Genomic DNA, 25264 nt, shown 5'->3' on the forward strand with positions numbered 1-25264 from the left:
CAGGGGCCGCAAAGCCTTGCGATCACTGGCTTTCGGGGGTCATGCTTCAGGGCTGGATCCTCTGCACTGGTAGAGCCGCCTCACCGAATGTGGTCTGTTGCCAGCGAAAGGAGACGCGGACACGGCCCTCGGGTTCGCTCACGAGCGGCGCCTGTCGACCGACGCACTGCCGATTCTACGCGACACGGCACCCGTCAAGCGGCCAGCAACCAGTCCGGCGCGCAGCCCACCGCCACCTGTCGGAGCAGCCAGACACCCCGAAGGCGACTCGCCGGGCGGGCAAAGGCGCACCTGATCGGGGGCGCCGCAGAACCTGCCATCCAGTCTTCGCGGCAGGCGCCAGACGGTCTCTCCCGCTGGCGACGGGGCTGTCCTTCGCTCGCCTGACGCTGTTGCGCCAGGCATCGGCTATCCGTCTGTGGACGCGGCCCGGAATCAGTGGTCCGCAGCTCGCGCTCTCGCCGCCCGGCGGCACGGCGCTGCGGGACCGTGCTCACCACTCAGGACTTGCCGCCCCTGGTTCCCTGCCCCGCTTTCGGACCGTAGCCGCTGAGTTCCATAAAGCCCAGGCCAGCATGCGACCCGCCAATCTTGACAGCACCTTCCCAATAGACGTTGAGCGTCGTCGTTCGCGCGTCCATTTCGCTGGCGCGGAGGGCTGGTTCGATCTTCAGCCGCGCATCCCAGGCCGGTAGCGAGATTGTCCAGTCCACCGGATAGACAACGCCCGAAGCGGGACTCGTCCAGCTGCCGTGCGACGTCGTCGTGAAGTCCTGTGCGCCGAGCGCGGTCACGATACCGCCCTTGACATGCGTCCCCGTTCGCAACACGGGAGCACCCTGACGATCGAAGAGTTCGAACAACATGATGTCGGCGCCGTCCGTGAGCTGCAGGGCGAACCAGTTCCAGCGCAGCTGCGCAGCCTCGAAATCGCCCCACTGATGATCGAACCAGACGTCGCCAGTGACCGGCATCGCCTGGCCATCGATCGTCAGAGTGCCCTCGGCAGCCATGCGCGGGCGTGAAGTGTAGTAGCTCAGACCAGCCGCCGCGAAGTCGAGCAGACCAGCTTGCGGCGTTCCCGGTGCCTGGTGCAACACTGGCGGTGACTGGTCGTTGAGCTGCAGGTCGAGCGCAAAGCCCTTGCCCGCCATCTTCGCGAAGTGTCGCGAACCCTCGCCCCGCATCAGCCAGGGACCATGGCTGAAGTCGAAACCGTTCTTGCGACCTTGCGACGGGTTGCCCGCAGTACGGGACTGCTCGCTGTACAACTTGCCATTGCGGTGGTCAAGGAGCGATCCGTGAAAGACCGTGTGAGTCAGGGTGCCCTGCCGCAGGAAGGTGGCCAGGTGGAAGGAAAAGCGCTCGCCGCTGGCCGTCTGCAGATGCCCGCTGTAGTACCACCATTCCGTGAGCATGGCATGCGGAGCGTCGTCGGCAGGCAGACTGACTGGCGGCATCGCCGCCGCCGACTTGCCGCTCGCCTGCGGGCGCTCGGTTGCAGGAGGCAAAGCAGCCGCGACAGGAGCTCTCTCCGAGCGGAAGATCAGCACCCAGCCGATGGCCAGCATGATGAGCAACCAGCCAGAAATGACCAGCCAGCGATAGCGCCTGAACCAGCGCGAAGATCCGGGTCGGGCTCTGCCCCGCGGGCGGCGTTCACTGCCATAGGCATGAGATATTCCTGTGTTCATTGCAATGGCCCTCGTGGAACAAGACCGAATGGATTGACGAGCGGCACGAGGCCCGATCGAGCGGGCTCGCGTTCCGCCGCACGGCAGCGTCGCTTCATCGCCAGCCACCTTCGAGTGCCGCCAACCACGACAGGGTCGCGTCTTCCACCCGCGCACGCAGTTGACTGGAAGAGAAGGTATGGTCAGCGTCGTCAAGGTCAACCCGACGCACGTTGGCAGCCTCCAGCAGGCCCAACCAAGTCTGGTCGGCAACCGTATACTCGAGAAATTCCTTTGCCGTGTAGTCGTTGCCGCTGAGCACGAGCAAGAGTTGCCCCGCGAACCCGCGCCACCCGGCTGCCATGCCATCCTGGAACGATTGTCGCGCCGGGGCCGTCGCGGCCGCGGCCCGCCGACGCGAGCGCAGCGCCGCGCCCAGCAATTCCCGAACGGACCGGCCCACCTCCATCTGGCCGCTGCCAAGCTTGGACCAGAATTCCTTCTGCAGCAGGCGCTGACCGTAGTAGTGCTTGATCTGGGTCCGCGCCTGGCTGGTCTCTGATCGTACCCAAGGATTGAGCAGCACGAGACCAGTGAGCCGCGCGTCGCGCGTCGCATCGACATACAGCAGGGCTGCCGAGGCGGCGTCGCACAGAGCCCAAAGGACGATCCGTCGCAGCGATGGCAGGCAGCGTTGAAAGGCGTCGATGGCCGCGGTGATATCGGCCCGCACCTCCTCGAAGCTGCGCATGGCCCCGCTGGCGTCGCCCATCCCGCGGTAGTCGAAGCGCATCGACGGATAGCCTTCGGCTGCCAGTCGGCGAGACAGGTGGACGAACTGGCGATGGCTGCCAACCCGGTACTGCGGACCGCCAACGATGATCAGGACACCGCACTCGGGCACAGGCAGATCTCGCGAAGCGGTCGTTGCGAGTCCATCGGTCCCGGGGATGCCGTCGCACCGGTCGCTGCCAGGCTCACTGCCGGCGCCTGCAGCGCTTGGCGCGTGCCAGGGCGCCGCGACGACAGCGACCAACTGGTCGCCTTCGCAAGGGAAGAGCACAGCCTGTTCGACGACGCTCATGTTGCCGGAGCCTGCTGCATCGCCAACAGGCTGGCCTGCAGCAGCGCGTTGCATTCACTGATCTCGCTGGTCTGCCAGAAGACAGGGCCATTCACAACCGTGCCGCGCGCTTCCTGCCCTGCCGCCCGCCATTGCGTCAGGCGGGCAACTGCGGCAGGTGACAAGCCGGCATCATGGCGACTCGAGATCTCGATCCATTCGACCCGGCCCGAACGATGCGGCAAGAGCAATTCGGCCTTCTCCAGCCCGTCCGCCACGGCCGCTGGCAACATGTAACCAGCGACCTCGACCGGCTGCCCCTGTCGCAACTGCTGACGCAACGCCTCCATGACGCCCTTGCCGTCACCTCCAGCCAGCTCTGCCGCCAACTTCAGACGCAGGAACTGTTGCAGGTACTGTTTGCCAACGAGGACGGGCTGCCAGAACAGAAGGTCAACCGCGCACTGCATCCGATTGGCTGCCTCGTTGGCCAGCAGGCAGCCCGTGCGATGGCCCCACAACCACAGCGGTGCTCTGGTCCGCTGCTGCAACCAGGCGCAGGCGAGTTCCACGTCGTCAAGCCAGGCTTCCCAAGAGGCATCGACCAGATCACCGGAACTGTCGCCACAGCCCAGCAGGTCGATCTGCAGGACGGCGTATCCCGCAGCCGCCATCGCCCGTGCCTGCAAGGCCACCATCCGTCTCGACTTGTTGAGTTCCTCGGCGAATGGGGGCACGAATACGACGGCACCACTGAGCTTGCACGCATGGTCCGGCCAGTGCAGCAGCGCGAAGCGCTGTCCGGGGTTGGCCGGCAGAAAAAAAGCTTCGAGGGCCATCTGCAGGCGAGTTCAGCCGCCCATCTTGCGAGTGACGAAATCGACCAGGCTTGCCAGCGAAGCAAAGACCGAACCGTCCATCTCGTCGTCGTCGACGCAGAAGCCGAAGCGTTCCTCCAGGTTCGTGATCAACGCCACCACCGCCATCGAGTCGAGCTCGGGAAGCGCGCCCAGAAGCGGAGTATCGAGCGAAAACGTCCGCGCCCTTCCATTCAGGCTCAACACCTCGTCAAGAACTGAAACCACCTCGCTTGTGATATCCATTTCGTCTCCAGTGCGTTCAACGCCCACCAGCCTCGCTTGCGGCAGGGGTTCGGAATCGATTATACCGAGGCGGGCAGCGGGCTCCGTGCGATACCTCACGGCCCAGGCGGCAAGCAAGGCGGAACCAGTCCGCTCGCCAGGCTTTCCCGGAAACTGCAGGGCACCGGCAGATGATGATCCTCATGCCGAGCGATGCAGGCGTGGCGGGGTCGGAGACTGCGTTCAACCTGCCGCCGAACGCCGGTTCCCGCAGGCAGCCGCAGCGAAACGAATGTCATAGCCGTCCGGCATCGAACATGACAGACAGCAAGCCGTTGACCGGCTCGGGTTTCCATGTTCTAGTCCGTAGCGGAGACTTTCCCAGCGCTGCTCCGCGCACCCTGTTGATGAGAGGAGACCAGAGATGTCGAAGAAAAAGGACAGGAAGAAGTCTGCGGCAGCCAAGGCCGCGTCCCACGAAGCATCTGCCGTTGATCCGTTGCAGGCCCTGCACGATCGAGTCGCGGCAATCGAGGCAGAACTCGCACAACTCAAGCTCAAGGAGGGTCCTGCTGGACCGCCGGGAAGTCGCGGACCGGCTGGTCCACAAGGCAAGACCGGTCCAAGCGGAGCCAAAGGAGACCCGGGTCCGGCTGGTCCGGCTGGTCCGGCGGGCCCGACCGGACCAGCCGGACCAGCGGGGCCGCAAGGCGGGGAAGGTCCGCCCGGACCTGCCGGTGCCAAGGGGGCGACCGGGCCGAAGGGGGCACCAGGGCCGAAGGGTGATCCGGCTTCGCCCGCCTGATCGTCTCGCGCAGCGCGTTTCCACTCTCCCGGACAGCCGTTGGCCTGCTCGCCGGCAATTCCGCGCACGTTACGCCGCCTGGAGCATGGCAGCGCGCGTCGGCGATGGCGATCCAGTCGCGGGCGCAGCCGGCATGGCAACCAGGGACGATCCGAGTGGCTCCGGGACAGCGCGGCCACTCGGCCGCGTTGCTCAACTGCTCAACACCGCCCCGCGCCCTGCAGCTCACGCGCTCCCAGACCCTATCCGGACACGCTGACGACGATTTGCTGGCACCTGCCACATCATGCCCGAACAGGAACCCCGCAGACTCTTGGCATCCTGGAACAAGGGCGGAAGCCGGCTCGGCAAGCCCAGGAAGCTTCAGGAGGAGCTACTCGGCAGCAAACAGCGTCACTCGCATTGCCCTGCTTCGCACTTCCAGCAGCTTGCCATAGCTCTCGCTGGTCGCCCAGGCCCGCGCGTCCTCGAGTCGGTCGAACTCGAGTTCGACCACTGCCTCGAAGCCTTCGCAGCCCAGTTCGTTCCAGAACACCTCTGTCACCGAACCGCGACAGCGGATTCGGCCGCCAAACTCCGCAACCGTCCTGCCCACTTCGCCGCGATAGGCCTCGAATACCATTGGCTCGATGATCCGTATCAGGCCGATGACCTTGCTCACCGGTCAACTCGGTTTGCGCTTGGCACGCGGATGTGCCTGATCGTAGACGGCAGCCAGGTGCTGGAAGTCGAGGTGCGTGTAGACCTGCGTCGAGGCAATGCTGGCATGACCGAGCATCTCCTGCACGGCACGGAGATCTCCCGAGGACTGCAGGACATGCGAGGCGAAGGAATGGCGCAACATGTGCGGATGCACACGCGCAAGCAGACCCTGCGCCAGGCCACGACGCTGCAGGCGCAACTGGATCATGCGCACACCGAGGCGCGTGCCACGCTGGCTGACGAAGAGGGCCGCTTCGTCTTCCGCCGCCAGGCTCGAGCGCTGCGCCGCCCAATCTGCCACCGCCAGCCTCGCCCTGCTGCCGACAGGCACGATGCGCGGCTTGTTGCGCTTGCCGAGCACCCGCACCTCTCCGGCCAGCAGTTCTTCGAGGCATGACAGATCGAGCCCGGCCAACTCACCCAGGCGCAGCCCCGACGAATAGAAGAGCTCGAAGATTGCCTGGTCGCGCAGTTGCAGCACGTTTTCGCTCCCTGCCGCAAGAAGCCGATTCGCTTCGTCAGGCGAAAGCACCTTGGGCAGCGCCTGCGGACTCTTCGGCGGACGGACGCCATCGACAGGGTTGTGGTTCACCTGTCCGCGCTGGCCGAGCCAGCGATAGAAACCACGCCAGGCGGACAACGTACGGCCCAGCGACCGGCCGCCGAGCCCGCACACGTGCAACTGCGCGACGAAACGGCGTATGTGATGCGGCTGCACGCTGGCCAGACCGGCTTCGCCAGGCAACTCGCCGAGGAAGCGGCAAAGGAGTCCGAGGTCGTGACGGTAGCTTCTGATCGTATGCACCGATGATCGCCGTTGCTGTGCGAGTTCTTCGAGGTAGCAGCGAACACTCGCCGCGTTGTCGCCCGCGTTCATTCAGGATCCCGTGTCGGTTCCGAGGACGCGTGCCAACGCTGCCGCTGCCATCTCGCCGAGACGCTCGAGGTAGATCGTTCCCATGCCGGCATAGAAGCGCTCGGAATCCTCACTGCCAAGCGCGATCATTCCCCGCGTGGCGCCGCCATCGCGGATCGCGATCAGTCCCTGCGACCGCACGTGCCTGGCGGCTTCACCGAACCAGGACGAGGTTTCGAAGCCACTGGTCGAACCGCAGAAGGGTTGCACCAGAGTTTCCGCGAAAGCCTGCAGTTCCTCACCGACTTCCGCAAACTCCGGCAATTCCTCACGGCCCTCGGGGTGCCGCCAGAGACGTACGGCAACATGCGGTACAGCAAAGTCATCGCGCAGATGGAGGTTGAGCGTGTGCAGCACCGCCTGGAAGCTCCGCGCCGCGATCATCCCGACCGCCAGCCGATGCATCTTGGCGCCGAGCACATCGTTCTCCTCGCCAAACTGCAGCAGCTCGCCCATCTTGCCCTCGAGCTGCCGGTTCTTGTCGCGCAGCGCGAGCATCTGTCGCTCGGTGATCGAGATTGCCCGACCACCATGCGGATGCGGCACGACGATGTTGGCCACCACATCGGCGTGCTGCTCGAAGAAATGTGGATTGTCCTGCAGGTAGCGCGCGACCTCTTCCGCTCTCATAACTCGATCTCTCCCTTGAATACTGTCACTGCCGGGCCGGTCATGAAAACCGGAGCATCCTTGCCCGACCAGGCGACCAGCAGCTCACCTCCTCGCGTGGCGACGCGGACGGGGGAATCCAGCAGGCCACGCGCAATTCCGGCCACTGCCGCCGCACAGGCACCGCTGCCACAGGCCAGCGTTTCGCCCGCACCGCGCTCATGGACCCGCAAGCGAATCGCGTGTCGGTCGATCACCTGCATGAAACCGGCGTTGACACGCTGCGGGAAGCGCGGATGGAACTCGATGGCCGGACCCTGACGCTCGACCGGCGCCCTATCGACATCGTCGACGAGCTGCACGGCGTGCGGATTGCCCATGCCGACAGCGGTGATCACGATCTCCTCGTCGGCGAGCCGGAGGGGCTGCAGAACATCATCCACGTCGCTGACGAACGGAATCCGGTCGGCCAGGAACTCCGGCGGCCCCATGTCGACCGTGATCGAACCATCCTCTTCGAGGCACGGGACGATCACGCCACTGATCGTCTCGACGCGGATCTGGCGGCGCGTCGTCAGCCCCTGCTCGTGCACGAAACGGACGAAACAGCGAGCCCCGTTGCCGCACTGTTCAACCTCGCCGCCATCGGCATTGAAGATTCGATAGCGAAAGTCCACTCCGGGCCGTGTCGGCGCCTCGACGAGCAACACCTGGTCGCAGCCGACGCCGAAATGCCGGTCGGCGAGCCGGCGCAGCTGCTCTCGGTTCAACTCGAGCGACTGGCGCACACCGTCAAGGACGACGAAATCGTTGCCGAGACCGTGCATCTTGACGAAGGTAAGCAGCATTGGCGTTCACAGGAAGCCTGCCCCAGGCGGCAGTGACCTGAACATTATAAAGTCGTCCATGACGAAGCCGTGGCCAATGTCGACACAGACCGAATCGCGGACGACGAAACCGTACCGGCGGTAGGCGGCAATGGCAGGCTCATTGCTCTTATTGACGGCCAGGATGAGCGCCCGGCAGCCGGCGACGCGCGCATGGCGCTCGACCTCCTCGATCAGCCGGCCACCGATGCCGCCATGCTGCCGCAGCGGGTCGACGTAAAGCTTGTCGAGTTTCATCTCGCTCCCGCCAGCCATGACGATGCAGGATGAAAAGGCCGCCAGGCAACCGCCCACTGTCGCCTTGTCCCACCAGATTCCCGGCTCCTCCAGTTCGGCCAGCAGGCGGTCTCGACCGTAGCGCTGTGCAAGCATGTATTCGATCTGCTCCTGGCTGATGATTCCCGGGTAGGTCCGTTGCCAAACCTGCCGCGCCAGGGCGATCAGCGAATCGACGTCTGCCGCGCTGACCGGGGTGATCAGGACATTCATTGAAGTTCCGCCGCAAGTGTTCGTTGGGCCAGAGAAGGCGATGCAAGTGGGAACACCGCGCGTCGCCGCTCCCGGTCAAAGTTCGCGATTGTAGCGGAGGTGGGCTGCCGCCTTAAGCCTGCATTAACGTCGAGCAGCGAGACTGCCGGCCCGGCAGCGCCGCGCGGCGCCTGCGGCCGGGCCACGACGAGACGGTGCCGCGCCATCGACTGTAGAATCGCGAGCAAGGATCAACGACTGGGGAGGAACGCATGAGCATCCTGGACGACGAACCGGCGGTTGCCTACGACCACCCCGAGCGACACGCCATGACGCAACGGGTGACCTGGGTCAGCGTCCTGGTGAACATTCTGCTGACCGGCGCGCAGGTCGTTGCGGGCATCGTTGCCCACTCGCAAGGCCTGATCGCTGATGGACTGCACTCGCTTTCCGACCTCGTCTGCGACTTTCTCGTCCTGTTCGCGGCGCACCACAGCAAGGATCCGGCTGACGAAAGCCACCCCTACGGCCATGCGCGCATCGAAACGGCAGCCTCCTTCGCACTGGGTGCCATCTTGGCACTGACCGGCGCGGGAATCATCTGGAGTGCCGGCGTCAAGCTGCAGTCGCTCGAGGACCTGCCGCCGGTGGCACCAATGGCGTTATGGACAGCCATCGTCGCGCTGGCCGCCAAGGAAGGACTGTTCCGCTACATGCTGCATGTCGGTGAGAGCCTGCGGTCACCAATGCTGATCTCCAACGCCTGGCATGCCCGCTCGGATGCGGCATCGTCGCTCGTCGTTGCCATCGGCATCGTCGGCAATCTTCTCGGCTACACGTTCGCCGACTCGGTTGCCGCCGTGATCGTCGGCTTCATGATCGTTCGCATGGGGACGGTATTCGCCTGGGAGGCGGTACAGGAACTGATCGACACCGGGTTGTCGATCGACGAGGTCAACAGCATCCGCCAGGTCATCGTCGATACCCCCGGCGTCAGCAGCCTGCACGAACTGCGGACGAGGCGCATGGCGCATCGTTCGCTGGTCGATGCCCACGTCTGTGTCGAGCCGCGGGTCAGTGTCTCGGAAGGGCACCGGATCGCCGAAATGACGCGCAAGCGGGTGCTCGAGAGCCACTCGGCGGTGGCGGACGTGCTCGTCCATGTGGACGTCGAGGACGATCTCGATCATGACCTGGCAAGCCACGGGCTGCCCGACCGCGACGAACTGATGAAGCACCTGGCGCCCGCGTTCGTCGGGCTTCCCGCCCCGGAGCACGTCGTGCTGCACTATCTCGGCGGCCGGGTCGAGGCCGAGATCCTTCTGGCGGCTGGCATTCCCACGGACAGCGCCGCCTTGGCGAGACTCGAGAAGGACATCGCCGCGCTTCTGGCAGATCTGCCGCAGGTCGGCTCACTGAGCCTGAATCAGCGACTGCGGGTCTTCGCCGGCGGCCGCTGAAGGTCCACAAGGCGGACGGGCAGCCAGGTGTCAGCCGGGGGCCCAGCCGCACAGGTTCCGCGCGCGCGCCACGATCGCGTCCACGGTAATGCCGAAGAACTGGTAAAGATCGGCCGCCGGCGCCGATTCGCCAAAGCGGTCGATGCCGATCACCGCGCCAGCCGTGCCCACGTACTTCCACCACAGATCGGGATGCCCGGCCTCGACGGCCAGTATCGGCGTCGCCAGCGGCAGAACCTGGCGGCGATACGCTGGCAGCTGCCGATCGAAACGCTCGCTGCAGGGCATGGCGACGACACGAACCGGGATGCCCTGCTGCGACAGCACGGCCTGCGCCTCCAGAACGAGGCTGACTTCTGAGCCCGTCGCCAGCAGGATCAGTCGCGCATCACCGGCCGCCGCTTCGCGCAGGACATAGCCGCCGCGCCGGATGTCGGCGATCTGCTCCGGTGGTCGCGACAGGGCCGGCAGGTTCTGGCGCGAAAGAAGAAGGCACGAAGGACCGTCAGCACGTTCGAGGGCGGCGACCCAGGCAACGGCAGTCTCGACGGAATCGGCCGGACGCCAGACATCGAGGCCCGGGATCAGACGCAGCGACGCCGCCTGCTCGATCGGCTGGTGTGTCGGACCATCCTCGCCCAATCCGATCGAGTCGTGCGTATAGACCATCACTTGCCGCTGCTTCATCAGCGCTGCGAGACGGATGGCGTTGCGCGCGTAATCCGAGAAGACGAGGAAGGTCGCCGTATAGGGGATGAAGCCGCCGTGCAGCGCAATGCCGTTGGCGATTGCCGTCATGGCGAACTCGCGCACGCCATAGTTGATGTAGTTGCCGGCGGCCTCGCGGTTGGCGGGTCGGGTTCCAGTCCAGCTGCAGAGGTTCGAACCGGTCAGGTCCGCCGAACCGCCGAGCAGTTCAGGCAGGGTCGGCGCAAGGTCCTCGATGGCTTCCTGCGATGCCTTGCGCGTCGCGACCGCGCCTGCCTGCCTGGAGCAACGCTCAAGCAACGCTGCCACGTGCACGTTCCAGTCGGCAGGCAGGTCGCCCCGCATCCGACGCTCGAACTCGCGTGCCAGTTCCGGAAAGGCTTCGCGATAGGCGGCGAAACCGGCGTCCCACGCATACTCGGCAGCCTCGCCCTTGCCACGTGCATCCCAACCCACCCGCACGTCGGCCGGAACCTCGAAGGCAGGGTATGGCCACTCGAGCTGGCGTCGCGTGTTGGCGATCTCGCTGGAGCCCAGTGGGGCGCCGTGGACGTCGTGCGTGCCGCCCTTGTTCGGTGAGCCAAAACCGATCATCGTCTTGCAGCAGATCAGCGTCGGTCGCCCGGTGGCGGTCCTGGCGACGCGGATCGCGGCTTCGATCGAATCGACGTCGTGGCCATCGCAGTGGGGCAGCACGCGCCAACCGTAGGCTTCGAAGCGCTTGGCCGTATCGTCGGCGAACCAGGGCTGCACGTGACCGTCGATCGAGATTCCGTTGTCGTCGTAGAAGACGATCAACTTCGACAGTGACAGTCGCCCTGCCAGCGAACAGGCCTCATGCGATACGCCTTCCATCAGGCAGCCATCACCGACGAAGGCATAGGTATGGTGATCGACGACCTGGTGTCCGGGCCGGTTGAAGCTCTCCGCCAGCAACCGTTCGGCGACTGCCATTCCGACCGCGTTGGCCAGGCCCTGACCGAGAGGTCCGGTGGTGGTTTCGACACCGGGCGTCACACCGAACTCGGGGTGCCCGGGTGTCTTCGAATGCAGCTTCCGGAAGCACTGCAGGTCGGCGATCGACAGATCGTAGCCAGACAGGTGCAACAGGGCGTAGAGCAGCATCGATCCGTGACCGTTGGAGACGACGAAGCGATCACGGTTCGCCCAGCCCGGATTGGCCGGATTGTGCTTGAGGTGGCGTCGCCATAGCACCTCGGCAATGTCGGCCATGCCCATCGGCATGCCGGGATGACCGGAGTTCGCCACATGGATGGCATCGATGGCGAGAAAACGCAGTGCGTTGGCACAGCGCCGGCGGAACTTGCGGGACTCGGTGGGCAAGACGATCTCCTTCTTCGATCAGGGCATGTTTGGGCGCTGGCGCGGCTCGCTGTCAGCGATGCCGGCGTTTGCGGTCCATGAGTTGCAGGATCATCGGCGTGAAGACGATCTGCATCGCCAGCCCCATCTTGCCGCCGGGACAGACGATGATGTTCGGCCGCGACATGAAGGAATCGTGCAACATGCTCAACAGGTAGGAGAAGTCGATCCCGCGCGGATTCGCGAAGCGGATCACCAGCATGCTCTCGTCCTGCGTGGGAATGTCCTGGGCAATGAAGGGATTCGAGGTGTCCACCGTCGGCACGCGCTGAAAGTTGACGTGCGTGCGCGAGAACTGCGGACAGATGTAGTTGATGTAATCCGGCATCCGGCGCAGGATCGTGTCCATCACCGCCTCCGTCGAGTAACCGCGCTGCGCCTTGTCACGGTGGAGCTTTTGGATCCACTCGAGGTTGATGATCGGCACGACGCCGACGCAGAGATCGACGTGGCGGCCGACGTCGACGGTGTCGGTCGTGACCGCGCCGTGCAGCCCTTCGTAGAAGAGCAGATCGGTGCCGGCGGGCAGTTCGGCCCAGTCGGTGAAGGTTCCCGGTGGCGCACCGTAGCGCAGGGCTTCGTCTTCATCGTGCACGTAGTGGCGGCTCTTGCCGCGACCCGTCTCGCCGTAGTCACGGAACAGGCCCTCGAGTTCAGACAGCAGATTGGCCTCGGGGCCAAAATGGCTGAAATGGTGGTCGCCGGCGAGAGCGCGCTCAGCCATCTGCTGACGCATTCCCTCGCGATCGTAACGGTGGAAACTGTCACCTTCGATGATCGCGGCGTTGAGTCGTTCACGCCGGAAAATGTGCTGAAACGATCGCGTGACCGAGGTCGTGCCGGCGCCGGACGAGCCGGTGATCGCGATGACTGGATTCCTGATCGACATGAGGAGTGACTCCGCGGGTTGATGTGGGATCGCCGGACTCCGCCCGTCGATCCCGTTGGTTGTTGATGAATCTGCTGCAGCGCCAGTCAGCGACGTCGCCGACGACCTCGCTCCGTGCCGCTCCAGTCGATCCGTCCCGTCCCTGCCTCGCACTCACCCGCTATCGCGACCCGCTCGTGAAGATTTCGCATCACCACGGCTCAGTCATCCCGGAAAAGGGTCCGGGTCGAGAAGAGCGGCGAGCGGAACGGTTGATCCTCGCCGCATGCATGTTCGCGATGGTAACGCTCGATCCGCTCGACCTCGTTGCGCGAACCGAGAATCACGGGCACTCGCTGGTGCAGGCTGGTCGGCTGCACTTCGAGGATCCGCTCGTCGCCCGTCGAAGCCTGGCCACCGGCCTGGACAACGATCATGGCCATTGGATTGGCCTCGTACAACAGACGCAGGCGGCCGGGTTTCGACAGATCCTTGCTGTCCCTGGGATACATGAAGACACCGCCGCGCATGAGGATGCGGTGCACCTCGGCAACCATCGATGCCACCCAGCGCATGTTGAAATCCTTGCCGCGGACGCCGCTCTTGCCTTGCAGGCACTCGGCAACGTAGCGTTGCACCGGTGGTTCCCAGAAACGCTCGTTGGAAGCGTTGATCGCGAACTCACGGGTATCGGGCGAGATCACCAGATCGGGATGGGTGAGGAGGAACTCACCAATGTCGCGGTTGAGGGTGAAGCCGTGCGTGCCATTGCCGACGGTGAGTACGAGCATCGTCGACGGGCCGTAGATCGCGTAGCCGGCCGCCACCTGACGACTGCCACACTGCAGGAAATCGGCTGCTGTCGGCGGCTGCCCCGTGGTATGGTCGGGACAGCGGAGGACCGAGAAGATGCTGCCAACCGACAGATTGACGTCGATGTTGGAAGAGCCGTCGAGTGGGTCGAAGACCAGCAGGTAGTTGCCGCGAGGGTGTTCAGGGGGAATCGGGTGGATGTCTTCCATCTCCTCCGATGCCATCGCCCGCAGGTGCCCACCCCATTCGCAGTGGTGCAGGAAAGCCTGGTTGGCCAGTACGTCGAGCTTCTTCTGCACCTCGCCCTGCACGTTGCGGCTGCCCTCATCGCCAAGGACACCCGCCAGGGAACCACGCGAGACCCCTTGACCGATCGTCTTGCAGGAGCGCACGACGTCGCTGATGAGCATCGACACGTCACCGATCAAGGCCGGGTTGCGTCGCTGCTCTTCAACCAGAAACTTGTTAACGTTGGTCCGTCCGCATAACATGGGCTTGCTCCAGGAATCACGAATTCAGCTCGGGCTGTGACTGGGCCCATTCTAGCGGCCACAAACAAAATATAAAGTTAAACGTACTTCCACAGTTGTTTAACGAAAGCTAATCAATGAGAAATGCCACGATACGCCAGCTCCAGATCTTCTCGGTCGCAGCAAGCCATCTGTCCTTTGCCCGTGCAGCGGAGAAGCTGCATCTGACGCATGCGGCGATATCCCTGCAGATCAAGCAACTCGAGGACGTGAGCGGCACGCTGCTCTTCGAGAGAATTGGCAAGCGGGTATTTCTTACCGAAGCGGGCGAAATCCTGCTGGCTCACACGCGCCAGATCCTGCAGTCACTGAAGGAGGCGGACGAGGCCCTGCTGGCACTCAAGGGACTCAAGGGTGGGCGGATTGCGGTCGCCGTCGCCAGTACGGCGGAGTACTTTGCCCCGGGTCTGCTGGCCGAATTCCGCAAGGCGCAAGCCGACGTCCGCCTTCGACTGCTGATCGACAACCGTGCAACGGTCAGTCGTCTGCTCGCCAACAACGAGGTTGACCTGGCGATCATGGGGCGCCCTCCAGCGGACCTGGACGCCATTGCCGTCGCCTTTGCACCACATCCACTGGTGATCGTCGCCGGCAGGGAACACCCGCTCGTCGGTGCTCCCTGCCTGGCGGTCGAGGACCTCGCAGACGAGACGTTGATCGTCCGCGAGGCCGGATCGGGCACGCGCTCGGCAATGGAAGAGTTCTTTCACGAACACGCGATCCGGCCCCGAATCGGCATGGAAATGGCCAGCAACGAAGCAATCAAGCAGGCCGTCGTGGCTGGCCTGGGGATCAGCTTCATTTCGGCCCATACGCTTGGCCTTGAGCTGGCTGCCGGCCGGTTGCATGTTCTCGATGTTGAGGGCACCCCAGTCATGCGTCGCTGGCACATCGTCCGTCACAAGAGCAAACATCTGACTCCCGCGCTGGGCGCCTTCTGGGATTTCGTCATCGAGTGTGCTCCGGCTTACCTGCGCACACTTGCCTGAGCGCCCCCATGGCTCGCGCCATCGTCGGCCGGCCGGCGACGCTGAAGAGGAACGTGCAAGGGTGACGATTCCCCGAACCGGCGGGTCGCGTCGTTGGCTCGCCTCTTGATTGCGGGCCGATCACGACGATTCGTCCAATCCACATGCACGACTTGTCAGGCGAAACCCGTCTGCACCGGTTCCTGCAGCGGCTGTCGCGGCGGGCGGTGGGCGGGAAAGACGATGCGGGCGACACAACCGTCCGCTTCCCCTTCGGCGACGCCCCGCGCTTTCGGCCGCAAGCTCGCCGCCGCCTTGTGAACTTCCGCGATCTCGCGGACAATCGCCAAACCAAGGCCGCTACCTTCCACGCCGGTTCCTTCGCCGCGGTAGAACCGATCAAAGACCTTGAGTGACTCGTCCTCGGAAATCCCAGGCCCACTGTCCTCGATCTCGAGCACGACGAAATCGCCAAGGGCTGCGACCCTTGCGGTGACCCGCCCGCCGACCGGCGTATAGCGCAGCGCGTTGTCCAGCAGATTGTTGATCATCTCGCGCAGCAGGAAGGCATTGCCGTCGATCAGCACCTTGCCGGCACGCTCGTAGCCAAGGTCGATGCGCTTCTCGAGTGCACGGATGACCCAGGTTTCGACGACCTCGCGCAACAGATGATCGAGGTCCAGCGTCAGCAGGGCTTGTTGGGCACGATCGCTGGCTTCGGCGCGTGCCAGGGCCAGCAGTTGGTCGACCAGGTGCGAGGCGCGATCAGCCCCAGTCAGGATCTGCCTGAGCGCATGTTTCAGTTCGCCTGGATCGGTCTCACGCATCGCCAGCTGCGCCTGCGTCTTCAGCCCTGTCAGGGGAGTCCGCATCTGGTGCGCGGCGTCGGCGATGAAGCGCCGCTGGGCACTGACGTTCTGCTGCATGCGAGCGAGGATGGAGTTGAACGCTTCGGTAAGCGGCCGCAGTTCCTCAGGAACGCGGCCCAGCGAGATCGGTGACAGGTCGGCCTCGCGGCGCGCTTCGATGCGGTTGCGCAGCCGGGTCAGCGGGCGCAGGCCCTGTGACAACCCGAACCACACCAGGACGACGGCCAGCGGGATGATGACGAACTGCGGCACGATGACGCTGGCGATGATCTTGTTGGCCAGTTGCGCACGCTTCTCGGTCGTCTCGCCAACCTCGAGGAGTACCCCGCGACGTTCTCCCGATGCACCCGGCTCACCCGGCTGCGGCAGGTAGAGGTAGGCGATCCGCATCGGCTGGCCGCGGTACTCGTCATCGCGCAGTTGTGCTTCGCCGAACTCACCACGCGCCAGTCCGCCCGGGTTCGCCGGCGCGGGCAACTCCGGGTCACCTGCCAGCAGCCTGCCGTCAGGATCCAGCAGGTGGAAGTACACGGTGTCGATCTCATCCGCCCGCAGAAATACCTCCGCCAATCCCGGCAGCGCCAGATGCGCCTCACCATCGACGAAACTGACCTGCCGCGAGAGAGCCGCCACGTGCTCGCGCAAAGCCTGATCGTAAGGATAGCTTGCGACATTGTTGGCAAAGTAGTGTGTCAGCGCGATGCTGATCGGCCACACGAACAGCAGCGGCGCCAGCATCCAGTCGAGAATCTCGCCGAACAGCGACCGCTGGATGTCAGGGCCGTCTCTCGTCCGCAGGCTTCTCAAGATAATAGCCCAGCCCGCGCATGGTGATGATGTTGACACCAGTCGATTCCAGCTTGCGGCGCAGGCGGTGAACATAGACCTCGATGGCATTGTGGCTCACTTCCTCGCCCCAGCCACATAGGTGATCGACGAGGTGGTCCTTGCTGACGAGACGGTTGGCGCGCGTCAGCAATATCTCCAGGATACCGAGTTCACGCGCAGACAGATCGAGCCTCTCGCCATTGATCAATGCGCAGCGGTCGGTCTGGTCAAAGGTCAGCGTCCCGCACTCCATTACTCTCGTCGTCCCCGACGAGCGGCGACTCAGCGCGCGTACGCGAGCCTCCAACTCGGCCAGCTCGAACGGTTTCGCCATGTAGTCATCGGCACCGAGATCGAGGCCCCTGACCCGGTCGTCGATCGCGTCGAGCGCGGTCAGGATCAATACCGGTGTGTTCGCCTTGCGCGCCCGCAGCCGCCGCAGCACATCGAGGCCGGGCAGCTTGGGCAGGCCGAGATCAAGAATCAGCAGGTCATAGGCATTGGTCAACAGTGCCGTCTCCGCGTCGATACCGTTCTCGGCACAGTCGACCGCATAGCCACCATGGCGCAGGGACCGGCAGAGACCATCGGCAATGATCCTGTCGTCTTCGGCAAGCAGGATGCGCATGGCATCAAGCCCCCGCGGCCACTTCCGTAAGCTGTCTGTAAGCCCGCCATCCTAGACTGCGCATGCTGTTCTCCTTTTATGGTCTTGGAGTTCCGGCTTCAGCCGGACTCGGGGAGCACCTGAAACTGCACCAGGTGCTCCCCGCCACCTTTTTTCGCCTTCTCGACCTCAGCCTGTTCCTGCCGAAGCCGGATGGGGACCGCCAATGCTGCCTGCCGGTCCACCGGCGGAGTGTAGCAAAAAATCGTTCATTGGCTGCTGCAATGCTGGAACGATCCAGCAGCGTATCGAGTTGTGTGATCTTGCCTGTGCCGCTCTTGCCGAGCCGCACCAGCTTCACGCCGGTTCAGTTCTGCGGTATGCATCAGGCCCATGTAGGGGTCACCGACCCGCGCACCATTCAAGGTGCGATGGAACAGAGCGTTCTTCTGGTGCAGGATCGCCTTCATCAGGACCCGCTCGCAAGTGTCGTTGGCGAGTGAGGCGCCGGGCACCCGCAGGAACAGGGTCGGTTTCTGCCGGTGCTTCTGCATGCGAGAGATCGCCTCACCCGGTCCCGCATTGGCCTCCACGGTGTGCTCCGCGAACGGCCGGTCATCCAGTCGTCAAGAGCAATGGATGCGAGCATCGGCAGAACCCCGGATCGTGATGGACGAGCCCCCACACTACCAGACGCCGCCAAGGATTTCACGCACAGTTGCCGAAACGACACTGCCAGACAAGCGCAGCCCGCTCCACGCCGGATTGCCCGGCTGTCCATCGTCGCATCAGGCATGGCGGCGGGCAGCGCTTTTCCCGGCAACAAGAGGCGCACCTTCGCTAGAATTCGCCCTTCACATAGCGATCAGAAGAGGAGACGCACGATGAGTGATGAAAGCGAGAAGTCCAGCACTTTCGAGGTGCTCTGTGGCCTGACGCTGGCTGTTCTGGCAGCAGTGCTGGCGATAAACGACCTCGGAGCCGGCAAGTACGGGGACGACGAGATCATCGCTCACAACCAGAAGGCGAATGCCTTCGACTGGTTTCAGGCGAAGGGGATCAAGCAGTCACTGGTCGAAGGGCAGTGCGACATGCTGCGGATACTCCTGGAGTCGCGCGTGATTCCTCCCGAAAGCGAAGCCCGCATGGGCACCCTGATGGCGACGCTCGACAAGGACATCGCCCGCTACAAGAAGGAGCGCAAGGAGATCCTCCTGGGCTCGGCCGCCGTCGGGCAGGAGAACTGGGTTCTTGAAGAGGACGGCAAGCTCGGCACCGTCAAGGGCGCCCGCGAATGGGAAGCGGAAGCCAAGATGCTGGGCGCAGCCGGGGACACCTTCGACATCGCCACCTTCTTTCTGCAGATCTGCCTCGTCATGGGCGCTGTCAGCCTGATCCTGAAGGGCGAGCGGATGCGCAACATCTTCTATGGGCTGATGGTGGTGCTCGGCGGCACCGGGGCCGTATTCAGCGTCATGGCCTACGCACAGGCCGGAGCTTTCGGCTGAAACCGACGGGCGTTCTCCGCTGACAGGCAGCGCAGCGTTCGGCATGGACGCGGCGCCTGCCCTGCCACGCCGGTCACGGCGCCAACGCCGGCGCTGGCAAGCGCTTGATCCACGTCAACGCCAGCTGGCCGCCGCTGCTCTCTAATGGCCCGATTTCATCTGAGGATCGCTGGATGTTTCGCATCTCGCAATTCATGCAGGAACTCTCGACGCCGCGACCAGCCGGACCGAAGCAAAACCCGCCAGCGCCAGTCGTCATCTGGAACCTCGTTCGGCGCTGCAACCTGACCTGCAAGCACTGCTACTCGATTTCCACCGACAGGGATTTCCCCGGCGAACTGACAACCGACGAGGTGTTCGCCGTGATGGACGACCTGCGGCGTTTTCGCGTGCCGGTGCTGATTCTCTCCGGCGGCGAGCCGCTGCTGCGCCCCGACATCTTCGACATCGCCCGCCGCGCCAAGTCACTCGGCTTCTATGTCGGCCTGTCTTCCAACGGCACCCTAATCGACGCCGCCAACATCGATCGCATCGCCGACTGCGACTTCGATTACGTTGGCGTGTCGCTCGACGGGATAGGTGCAACGCATGATCGTTTCCGGCAGATGAGCGGGGCCTTCGATGCCTCGCTGCAGGGTATCCGCCTGTGCCGCGACCTCGGCCTGAAGATCGGCGTCCGCTTCACGATGACGCAGGAGAACGCGCACGATCTGCCGCAGTTGCTGCGCCTGGTCGAGGAAGAGGGAATCGACCGCTTCTACTTCTCGCACCTCAACTACGCCGGTCGCGGCAACAAGAACCGCCGCCAGGACGCCCGGCACCAGCTGACGCGGTGGGCGATGGACCTGCTCTTCGAAACCTGCTGGCAGTACCAGGAACGCGGACTGCAGAAGGAGTTCACCAGCGGCAACAACGACGCCGACGGCGTCTACTTCCTGCACTGGGTCAGCAGGCGCTTCCCGGAAAGCGCAGCGAACATTCGTGCCCGGCTCGTGCAATGGGGAGGCAACTCATCGGGGGTCAACGTCGCCAACATCGACAACCTGGGCAATGTGCATCCCGATACCATGTGGTGGCACCACAGTCTCGGCAATGTTCGCCAGCGCCCCTTCTCCGAAATCTGGATGGACCTCTCCGATCCGCTGCTGGCGGGCCTCAAGCGCTTCCCGCGCCAGGTCGGCGGGCGCTGCGGAGAGTGCGTACACTTCGACATCTGCAACGGCAACACGCGCGTCCGCGCCCAGCAGCTGACGGGCGACGCGTGGGCCGAGGATCCCGGCTGTTATCTCGACGACGCTGAGATCGGCGTCGCCATGGGTACCGAGCGAGTCGCCAACAGCCGCACCATCACCATCCGGAGCGCATCATGAGCTTGCTGCACCGCCTTTCCTGGCCATGCCTGTTCGTCGCCCTCGCTGCCGTCGCCGGCACCGCCGCTGCCGGCGACGTGCGGACACGCTATCAGGAGCACTGCGCCGCCTGCCACGGCGAGACGCGCCTTGGTGGCGTCGGCCCGGCGCTGTTGCCGGAAAATCTGGAACGTCTGCGCAAACCGGAAGCGCTCAACGTCATCCGCGACGGGCGGGTGGCGACGCAGATGCCGGGCTTTGCCGACAAGCTGAACGCCGACGAACTGCAAGGACTGGCCGAGTGGATCTACACGCCGGTGCTTCCGGCCCCGGTCTGGGGCGAGAAGGAGATCCGCGACTCGCACGTCTTCGACGCGGCCGCAGCCCGCCTGCCGGCGCGACCGGGCCGTGGGCTCAAGGGCGCCGATCCGTTGAACCTCTTCATCGTCGTCGAGACCGGCGACCATCACATCTCGGTGCTCGACGGCGACAGGCTGGAACGTCTGCACCGCTTTCCGAGTCGTTACGCCCTGCACGGCGGGCCGAAGTTCTCGCCGGATGGCCGTTTCGTCTACTTCGCTTCGCGCGATGGTTGGATCAGCAAGTTCGACCTCTACAACCTCGTCGTCGTCGCCGAGGTGCGGGCCGGGCTCAATACGCGCAATGCAGCGGTCTCCAGCGATGGCAAGTGGGTCCTCGTCGCCAACTATCTGCCGCACAGTCTGGTCGTCCTCGACGCAGCCAATCTATCGCTGGCAAGGATCATTCCGACCTGGAACGCCGCCGGCGACAAGACCTCACGCGTCTCGGCAGTCTATGATGCGGCACCGCGCAAGAGCTTCATCGCTGCGCTGAAGGACGTTCCCGAGGCCTGGGAACTGAGCTATGATCCGGCAGCCGAGCCGGTCGCCGAAGGTCTGGTGCATGATTTCCAGTACAAGGAGGGCGCCTTCAAACCGGGGATGTTCCACCCCCGGCGGACGCTGCTCACCGACTACCTCGACGATTTCTTCTTTACCCAGAGCTATGACGAGATTCTCGGTTCATCGCGTTCGGCGACCAAGGGGCAGGTGATCTTCCTCGATGGTCGAAAGAAGGTCGCCGAACTCGATCTGCCCGGAATGCCGCACCTGGGATCGGGCATCACCTGGAAGTGGAAAGACCCGGCCGGCCACGAGCGGACGGTCATGGCCTCGCCCAACCTCAATGCCGGACTGGTGACCATCATCGACCTCGAGACATACGAGACCGTCAAGCACATCCCGACCCTGGGCCCCGGCTTCTTCCTTCGCAGTCACGAGAACTCGCGCTACGCCTTCACCGATTCGATGATGAGCAAGGAAAACCGGAACGTCCTGCAGGTGATCGACAAGCAAAGCCTCGAGGTGGTGGCACAGATCAGGGCCGAACCGGGGCAGACGCTGGCACATGTCGAATTCACCCGCGATGGCCGTTACGCTCTGGCCAGCCTCTGGGAGATGGATGGTGCGCTGTTGGTGATCGACGCCAGGACCCTGCGCGAAGTCAAGCGCATACCGGCAAGGAAACCGGTCGGAAAGTACAACGTGTGGAATAAAATAAGCAGGTCCGAGGGGACAAGCCATTGAACCACCGTTCCGCGGGGACAGCGTGCGCGGGAACCGGGCGTGGCCAGGAATTGGCGGGCATCAGCCAGCTGCGGCCAGCATCCCGCCCATGACCGCTGCCGAGTGAGGACCAACCATTGAACGCCGAATGCTGCCGCAGAACTCGTTTCTCGCTAATCGCATGCCTCACCATCGCGCTCGCATGGCCCGCTTCCGGGATCCCGGCAGTACCGAAAGCGGCCGAACATGAGGACGACGAGGTGAGCTTCGGGACCGCCGTCGGGACGCCACCGAAAGCAGGCGCGAAGACCCCAGCCAGGCCGACAGCCGCCGAACAACCGGCGAGGGCAGCCGCCGGCAAGCCGAGACTGGCTGGCGACCGGTCACCACGTGCTGCTGCTGGGGCAGGAAAAACCGGAAAGGTCACGACCTACCAGCCGGAGACGGCAGCCAAACCCCGTCCGGCGACAAGAGCACAGGACAAGGTCAGGAGCAAGGCGGTGAAGAAGTGACGATCGACGGCAGCGAGGAAGACATTGCTGTCGATGCCGGCGGGCCTGCCGCAGCGGCGGATCGGTGAGGATCTGCGAGATGTGGATACGCAGCATGCTTTGCTCCGGCACCCTCGCCGTGCCGCTGCTGGCCGTGCCGGCACTGGCACAGATGCCACGTATCGAACTGAGTGCGGGCATGTACCGGATCGACGCCGAGGTTGCCGCCAACGATGCGACACGCATGCAAGGCCTGATGAACCGTCGCAGCCTGCCCGCTGGTCAGGGCATGTTGTTCGTCTTTCGCCAGCCACAACGCCACTGCATGTGGATGCGCAACACCTACGTGCCCCTGTCGGTGGCCTTCCTCGACCGGGATGGCCACATCCTGAACATCGAGGACATGCAACCGGAGAGCGAGACTAACCATTGCGCAGCCAGGGCAGCAAGCTTCGCCCTCGAAATGAACCTCGGCTGGTTTGCCGACAAGGGAATCAGACCGGGAACCCGTATCGCCGGCATCGAGAAGTCGCCGGCACCTCGCTAGTCGACGGCGCCATGATGAGCATGCGTCGGGCAGCCTCGATGGGCCCGGCAACGCCCGCCGCCCCGCTCCCGGTACGGCAGGCAGATTCCACCGCAACGAGGTCGACGGTGCGGCGCGCCTACCGGCTGCACCCCGGCGGATGAGTGCGGCAGGCGGGCCGCAATGGCGAGACCGTATCATGCGCTCAGGCGACAGCGCGCCGTTCCTGCCCTGGCTGCGTGACCGCGGTTCGCTGACGGCACGCATCCAGTCGCGCGGGCGTTTCGCCGTGCGCGTCCTGCGCCAGCAGCGATGCAAACCGACAGCCGATGAGGCGCAGGCGCTCGGACTGCCGCCCGCCGTGCTGGCCTGGGTCCGCGAGGTGGCACTGAGCTGCGACGGCCGCATCGTCGTCTTTGCGCATACCGTCCTGCCCTGCCGGCCGCGCGGTCCGCTGACCCGCTGGCTGGCGCGGCTTGGCGAGCGTTCGCTCGGCGCGTTGCTGTTTGCCCATGTCGGCTTCAGCCGTGGCCCGATGAAATTCAGGCGGCTAGATCGCCGCCACGTCCTGTTCGTTCCGGCCGTGCAGGCACTCGAGTTTCCTGTGGCAAGCCCGCAAGCGCTCTGGGCACGCCGTTCGCAGTTCGGTTTCGGCACACAGTCCGTGCTGGTGACCGAGGTCTTTTCTCCGGCGCTGCTGCAGTCGACACCGACGCCGGCGGCGCCTGTCGGCGACTTCAGCGTTCGCCCGGCCAGCCTGACCTGAAGGAGGAAGCGCCATGCAGATCACCGTTCTCGGAGCCGGTGCCTGGGGTACCGCTCTCGCCATAGCTCTTGCCGATGCGCATTCGATCATCCTGTGGGCGCGCGATGCCGAGCAGGTTCGTCGCATGCAGGGCGAGCGCGAGAACACGCGCTACCTCCCGGGTCATCGCTTCCCGCCAGCACTGACTGCCACGGCCGACGTCGGCGCTGCGACCCGCCATGCCGACCTGATATTGATCGCGGCGCCTCTGGCCGGTTTGCGCAGCACGCTGCAGCACCTGCGGGACAGCGAAAGCGCAACGCCCTTCCTGTGGGTGTGCAAGGGCCTTGAACGGGACACCGGCCTGCTGCCGCACCAGGTCGTCCAGGAAGTCCTGGGCGAGCGTCTATGCGGCACACTGACCGGGCCGAGCTTTGCCGAGGAACTGGCGCGCGGGCTCCCGACCGTGGTTACCATTGCCTCGACCGACGCCGAGTTCGCGCTCTTCTGCGCCGCCCATCTGCGCCGGCCGCACCTGCGCATCTACGCCGGCGACGACGTCATCGGCGCGGAAGTCGGCGGAGCAGTGAAGAACGTGATGGCGATCGCCACCGGCATCTGCGATGGCCTCGGGCTGGGAATGAATGCGCGCGCCGCGCTGCTCACCCGTGGCCTGCACGAGATCACCCGCTTCGGCAGGGCACTGGGCGGCAGGCCCGAGACCTTCATGGGCCTTTCGGGGATGGGTGACCTGATCCTGACCTGCACCGGCGACCTCTCGCGCAATCGGCGTGTCGGTCTGATGCTCGCCACGGGCAAGCCGCTGGCCGAGATCACCGAGCAACTCGGGCAGGTCGCCGAAGGCGTGCCGGCAGCCCGCGAGGTGCAGCGCCGCGCGGCAACGCTCGGCGTCCGCATGCCGATCACCGACTGGGTGTGCACCCTGCTCGATGGCAGCATGAGCCCGATCGAAGGGGTCGCTGCGCTGATGCAGCGCGACATCGTCTTCGAGGACGCCTAGCAGGCTCCCGTCCGGTGCCGCTCAATCGGCACCGCGGTAGCCGATCTGCCGCCAGGCCTCATAAACGGTGATGGCAACCGCGTTCGACAGGTTGATGCTGCGGTTATGGGCAACCATCGGCAGCCGCAGGCGGTGATCGGCAGGGAACTCGGCAAGGATGCCGACCGGCAGGCCGCTCGTCTCACAGCCGAAAACGAGTACGTCGCCGGCGCGGAAGCCGACGGTGGCGAAATGCGGGCGACCCCTGGTGGTCAGTGCAAAGCGCTGCGCGCCCGGCGAAAGCTCTGCCAGCCGCGCGCTGCAACCCGCCCAGTCGGCATGCACGCAGACCGCGGTGAGCTCGGCATAGTCCATGCCGGCGCGCCGCAACCGGTACTCGCTGAGTTCGAAGCCGAGCGGCTGCACCAGATGCAGCCGCGCCCCGACGTTGGCGCAGAGTCGGATGACGTTACCGGTATTCGGCGGGATTTCAGGGTGAACCAGGACGACCTCGAACACCGCCGTTCGACCCCTGGCCCACCTACTGTGTCAGGCCCGAAGTGTTGATCAGGTCCGATGCCGGTGGCGGCGCCTGGACCTTGATCACGCCGTCGGCGATCAACTTGCGGACGATCTGTTCCTGCAGTCCGAAAGAACGGACGAAGCCCTCCAGCGGCATGACTACCTGCTGCGTCGGGGTCAGGTGAACTTCCTGCTTTCCATCGGCGTTGGTCGTCGGCGTGGCGGTGCCGAAATCGATCCGGATCAGCGGCCCGGTGATGGCGATATTGAGGATTCCGTCGGCAAAACTGGTCTGCAT

25 protein-coding genes are annotated in these 25264 nt (G+C 64.6%); 8 read left to right on the top strand and 17 right to left on the bottom strand.

All coding sequences use genetic code 11. The annotated features are described in order from the left end of the window. Positions 1-500: 500 nt before the first annotated feature. The 9 genes from NFW30_RS03085 to NFW30_RS03125 form a co-directional block, all read right to left on the bottom strand. Positions 501-1694, bottom strand: a complete 1194-nt coding sequence (locus NFW30_RS03085) for a lipocalin family protein (protein WP_295356323.1) — start codon at positions 1692-1694, stop codon at positions 501-503. A 94-nt stretch (positions 1695-1788) separates the two neighbouring features. Beyond that, positions 1789-2811: a hydrolase 1, exosortase A system-associated gene (locus NFW30_RS03090; RefSeq protein ID WP_363322058.1), complete on the bottom strand. Its 1023-nt coding sequence runs from the start codon at positions 2809-2811 to the stop codon at positions 1789-1791. Further along, entirely contained in the window at positions 2754-3575 is an 822-nt protein-coding gene (locus NFW30_RS03095) for a hydrolase 2, exosortase A system-associated (RefSeq protein WP_295356327.1), read from the bottom strand. Before NFW30_RS03095 ends, NFW30_RS03090 begins: the two co-directional genes overlap by 58 nt. Positions 3576-3587: 12 nt before the next feature. Beyond that, entirely contained in the window at positions 3588-3839 is a 252-nt protein-coding gene (locus NFW30_RS03100; RefSeq protein WP_295356329.1) for a phosphopantetheine-binding protein, read from the bottom strand. A gap of 1157 nt (positions 3840-4996) precedes the next feature. Continuing rightward, the gene (locus NFW30_RS03105) at positions 4997-5284 is read right to left on the bottom strand and encodes a DUF1330 domain-containing protein (protein ID WP_295356331.1); all 288 of its coding nucleotides are present in this window, start codon (positions 5282-5284) and stop codon (positions 4997-4999) included. 3 nt (positions 5285-5287) lie between these two features. Beyond that, positions 5288-6202, bottom strand: a complete 915-nt coding sequence (xerC, locus tag NFW30_RS03110) for a tyrosine recombinase XerC (protein ID WP_295356332.1) — start codon at positions 6200-6202, stop codon at positions 5288-5290. Then, the gene (locus NFW30_RS03115; RefSeq protein ID WP_295356334.1) at positions 6203-6871 is read right to left on the bottom strand and encodes a DUF484 family protein; all 669 of its coding nucleotides are present in this window, start codon (positions 6869-6871) and stop codon (positions 6203-6205) included. After that, the gene (dapF, locus tag NFW30_RS03120) at positions 6868-7698 is read right to left on the bottom strand and encodes a diaminopimelate epimerase (protein ID WP_295356336.1); all 831 of its coding nucleotides are present in this window, start codon (positions 7696-7698) and stop codon (positions 6868-6870) included. Before dapF ends, NFW30_RS03115 begins: the two co-directional genes overlap by 4 nt. A 6-nt stretch (positions 7699-7704) precedes the next feature. Beyond that, entirely contained in the window at positions 7705-8226 is a 522-nt protein-coding gene (locus tag NFW30_RS03125) for a GNAT family N-acetyltransferase (protein ID WP_295356338.1), read from the bottom strand. 251 nt (positions 8227-8477) lie between these two features. Here NFW30_RS03125 and NFW30_RS03130 point away from each other — a divergent pair, with 251 nt between their 5' ends. Then, positions 8478-9665: a cation diffusion facilitator family transporter gene (locus tag NFW30_RS03130; protein ID WP_295356339.1), complete on the top strand. Its 1188-nt coding sequence runs from the start codon at positions 8478-8480 to the stop codon at positions 9663-9665. Between the two features lie 30 nt (positions 9666-9695). Here NFW30_RS03130 and tkt read toward each other — a convergent pair whose 3' ends face one another. The 3 genes from tkt to NFW30_RS03145 all read right to left on the bottom strand — a co-directional run bounded on the left by tkt (position 9696) and on the right by NFW30_RS03145 (position 13928). After that, entirely contained in the window at positions 9696-11717 is a 2022-nt protein-coding gene (gene tkt / locus NFW30_RS03135; protein WP_295356341.1) for a transketolase, read from the bottom strand. A 52-nt stretch (positions 11718-11769) separates the two neighbouring features. Beyond that, positions 11770-12645 (bottom strand): phosphoribulokinase, encoded by an 876-nt coding sequence (locus NFW30_RS03140; protein ID WP_295356343.1) that lies wholly within the window; start codon positions 12643-12645, stop codon positions 11770-11772. 200 nt (positions 12646-12845) lie between these two features. Then, complete coding sequence (locus tag NFW30_RS03145) at positions 12846-13928, bottom strand: class 1 fructose-bisphosphatase (RefSeq protein ID WP_295356345.1); 1083 nt, start codon at positions 13926-13928, stop codon at positions 12846-12848. Positions 13929-14044: 116 nt separating this feature from the next. Between NFW30_RS03145 and NFW30_RS03150 the strand changes: the two genes are divergently transcribed. Further along, entirely contained in the window at positions 14045-14956 is a 912-nt protein-coding gene (locus tag NFW30_RS03150) for a LysR family transcriptional regulator (RefSeq protein ID WP_295356347.1), read from the top strand. A gap of 155 nt (positions 14957-15111) precedes the next feature. Here the strand turns inward: NFW30_RS03150 and NFW30_RS03155 are convergent, their stop codons facing one another. From NFW30_RS03155 to NFW30_RS20030, 3 genes are all read right to left on the bottom strand, one after another. Further along, positions 15112-16611, bottom strand: coding sequence for a sensor histidine kinase N-terminal domain-containing protein (locus NFW30_RS03155; protein ID WP_295356349.1), 1500 nt, complete (start codon positions 16609-16611; stop codon positions 15112-15114). Then, entirely contained in the window at positions 16580-17260 is a 681-nt protein-coding gene (locus tag NFW30_RS03160; RefSeq protein ID WP_295356351.1) for a response regulator transcription factor, read from the bottom strand. Before NFW30_RS03160 ends, NFW30_RS03155 begins: the two co-directional genes overlap by 32 nt. Before the next feature lie 248 nt (positions 17261-17508). Next, entirely contained in the window at positions 17509-17793 is a 285-nt protein-coding gene (locus NFW30_RS20030; RefSeq protein WP_363322059.1) for a hypothetical protein, read from the bottom strand. Positions 17794-18123: 330 nt separating this feature from the next. Here NFW30_RS20030 and NFW30_RS03170 point away from each other — a divergent pair, with 330 nt between their 5' ends. From NFW30_RS03170 to NFW30_RS03195, 6 genes are all read left to right on the top strand, one after another. After that, positions 18124-18747, top strand: coding sequence for a DUF4337 domain-containing protein (locus tag NFW30_RS03170; RefSeq protein WP_295356355.1), 624 nt, complete (start codon positions 18124-18126; stop codon positions 18745-18747). Positions 18748-18920: 173 nt separating this feature from the next. After that, positions 18921-20117, top strand: a complete 1197-nt coding sequence (gene nirJ / locus NFW30_RS03175) for a heme d1 biosynthesis radical SAM protein NirJ (protein ID WP_295356357.1) — start codon at positions 18921-18923, stop codon at positions 20115-20117. Continuing rightward, complete coding sequence (locus tag NFW30_RS03180) at positions 20114-21703, top strand: nitrite reductase (protein WP_295356359.1); 1590 nt, start codon at positions 20114-20116, stop codon at positions 21701-21703. Before nirJ ends, NFW30_RS03180 begins: the two co-directional genes overlap by 4 nt. Before the next feature lie 570 nt (positions 21704-22273). After that, positions 22274-22720: a DUF192 domain-containing protein gene (locus tag NFW30_RS03185; protein WP_295356362.1), complete on the top strand. Its 447-nt coding sequence runs from the start codon at positions 22274-22276 to the stop codon at positions 22718-22720. A gap of 178 nt (positions 22721-22898) precedes the next feature. Then, positions 22899-23465 (top strand): chorismate lyase, encoded by a 567-nt coding sequence (locus NFW30_RS03190; RefSeq protein ID WP_295356367.1) that lies wholly within the window; start codon positions 22899-22901, stop codon positions 23463-23465. 13 nt (positions 23466-23478) lie between these two features. Continuing rightward, positions 23479-24465 carry an NAD(P)H-dependent glycerol-3-phosphate dehydrogenase gene (locus NFW30_RS03195; protein WP_295356370.1) on the top strand — a complete coding sequence of 329 codons (987 nt, stop codon included), beginning with the start codon at positions 23479-23481 and terminating at the stop codon, positions 24463-24465. 21 nt (positions 24466-24486) lie between these two features. Here the strand turns inward: NFW30_RS03195 and NFW30_RS03200 are convergent, their stop codons facing one another. Next, positions 24487-24963, bottom strand: a complete 477-nt coding sequence (locus tag NFW30_RS03200) for a tRNA (cytidine(34)-2'-O)-methyltransferase (protein WP_295356371.1) — start codon at positions 24961-24963, stop codon at positions 24487-24489. A 22-nt stretch (positions 24964-24985) separates the two neighbouring features. Next, a complete protein-coding gene (locus NFW30_RS03205; protein WP_295356373.1) occupies positions 24986-25264 on the bottom strand; it encodes a hypothetical protein in 279 nt (92 codons plus the stop codon).

Source organism: Accumulibacter sp. (genome assembly GCF_023806635.1).
Lineage (GTDB): Bacteria > Pseudomonadota > Gammaproteobacteria > Burkholderiales > Rhodocyclaceae > Accumulibacter.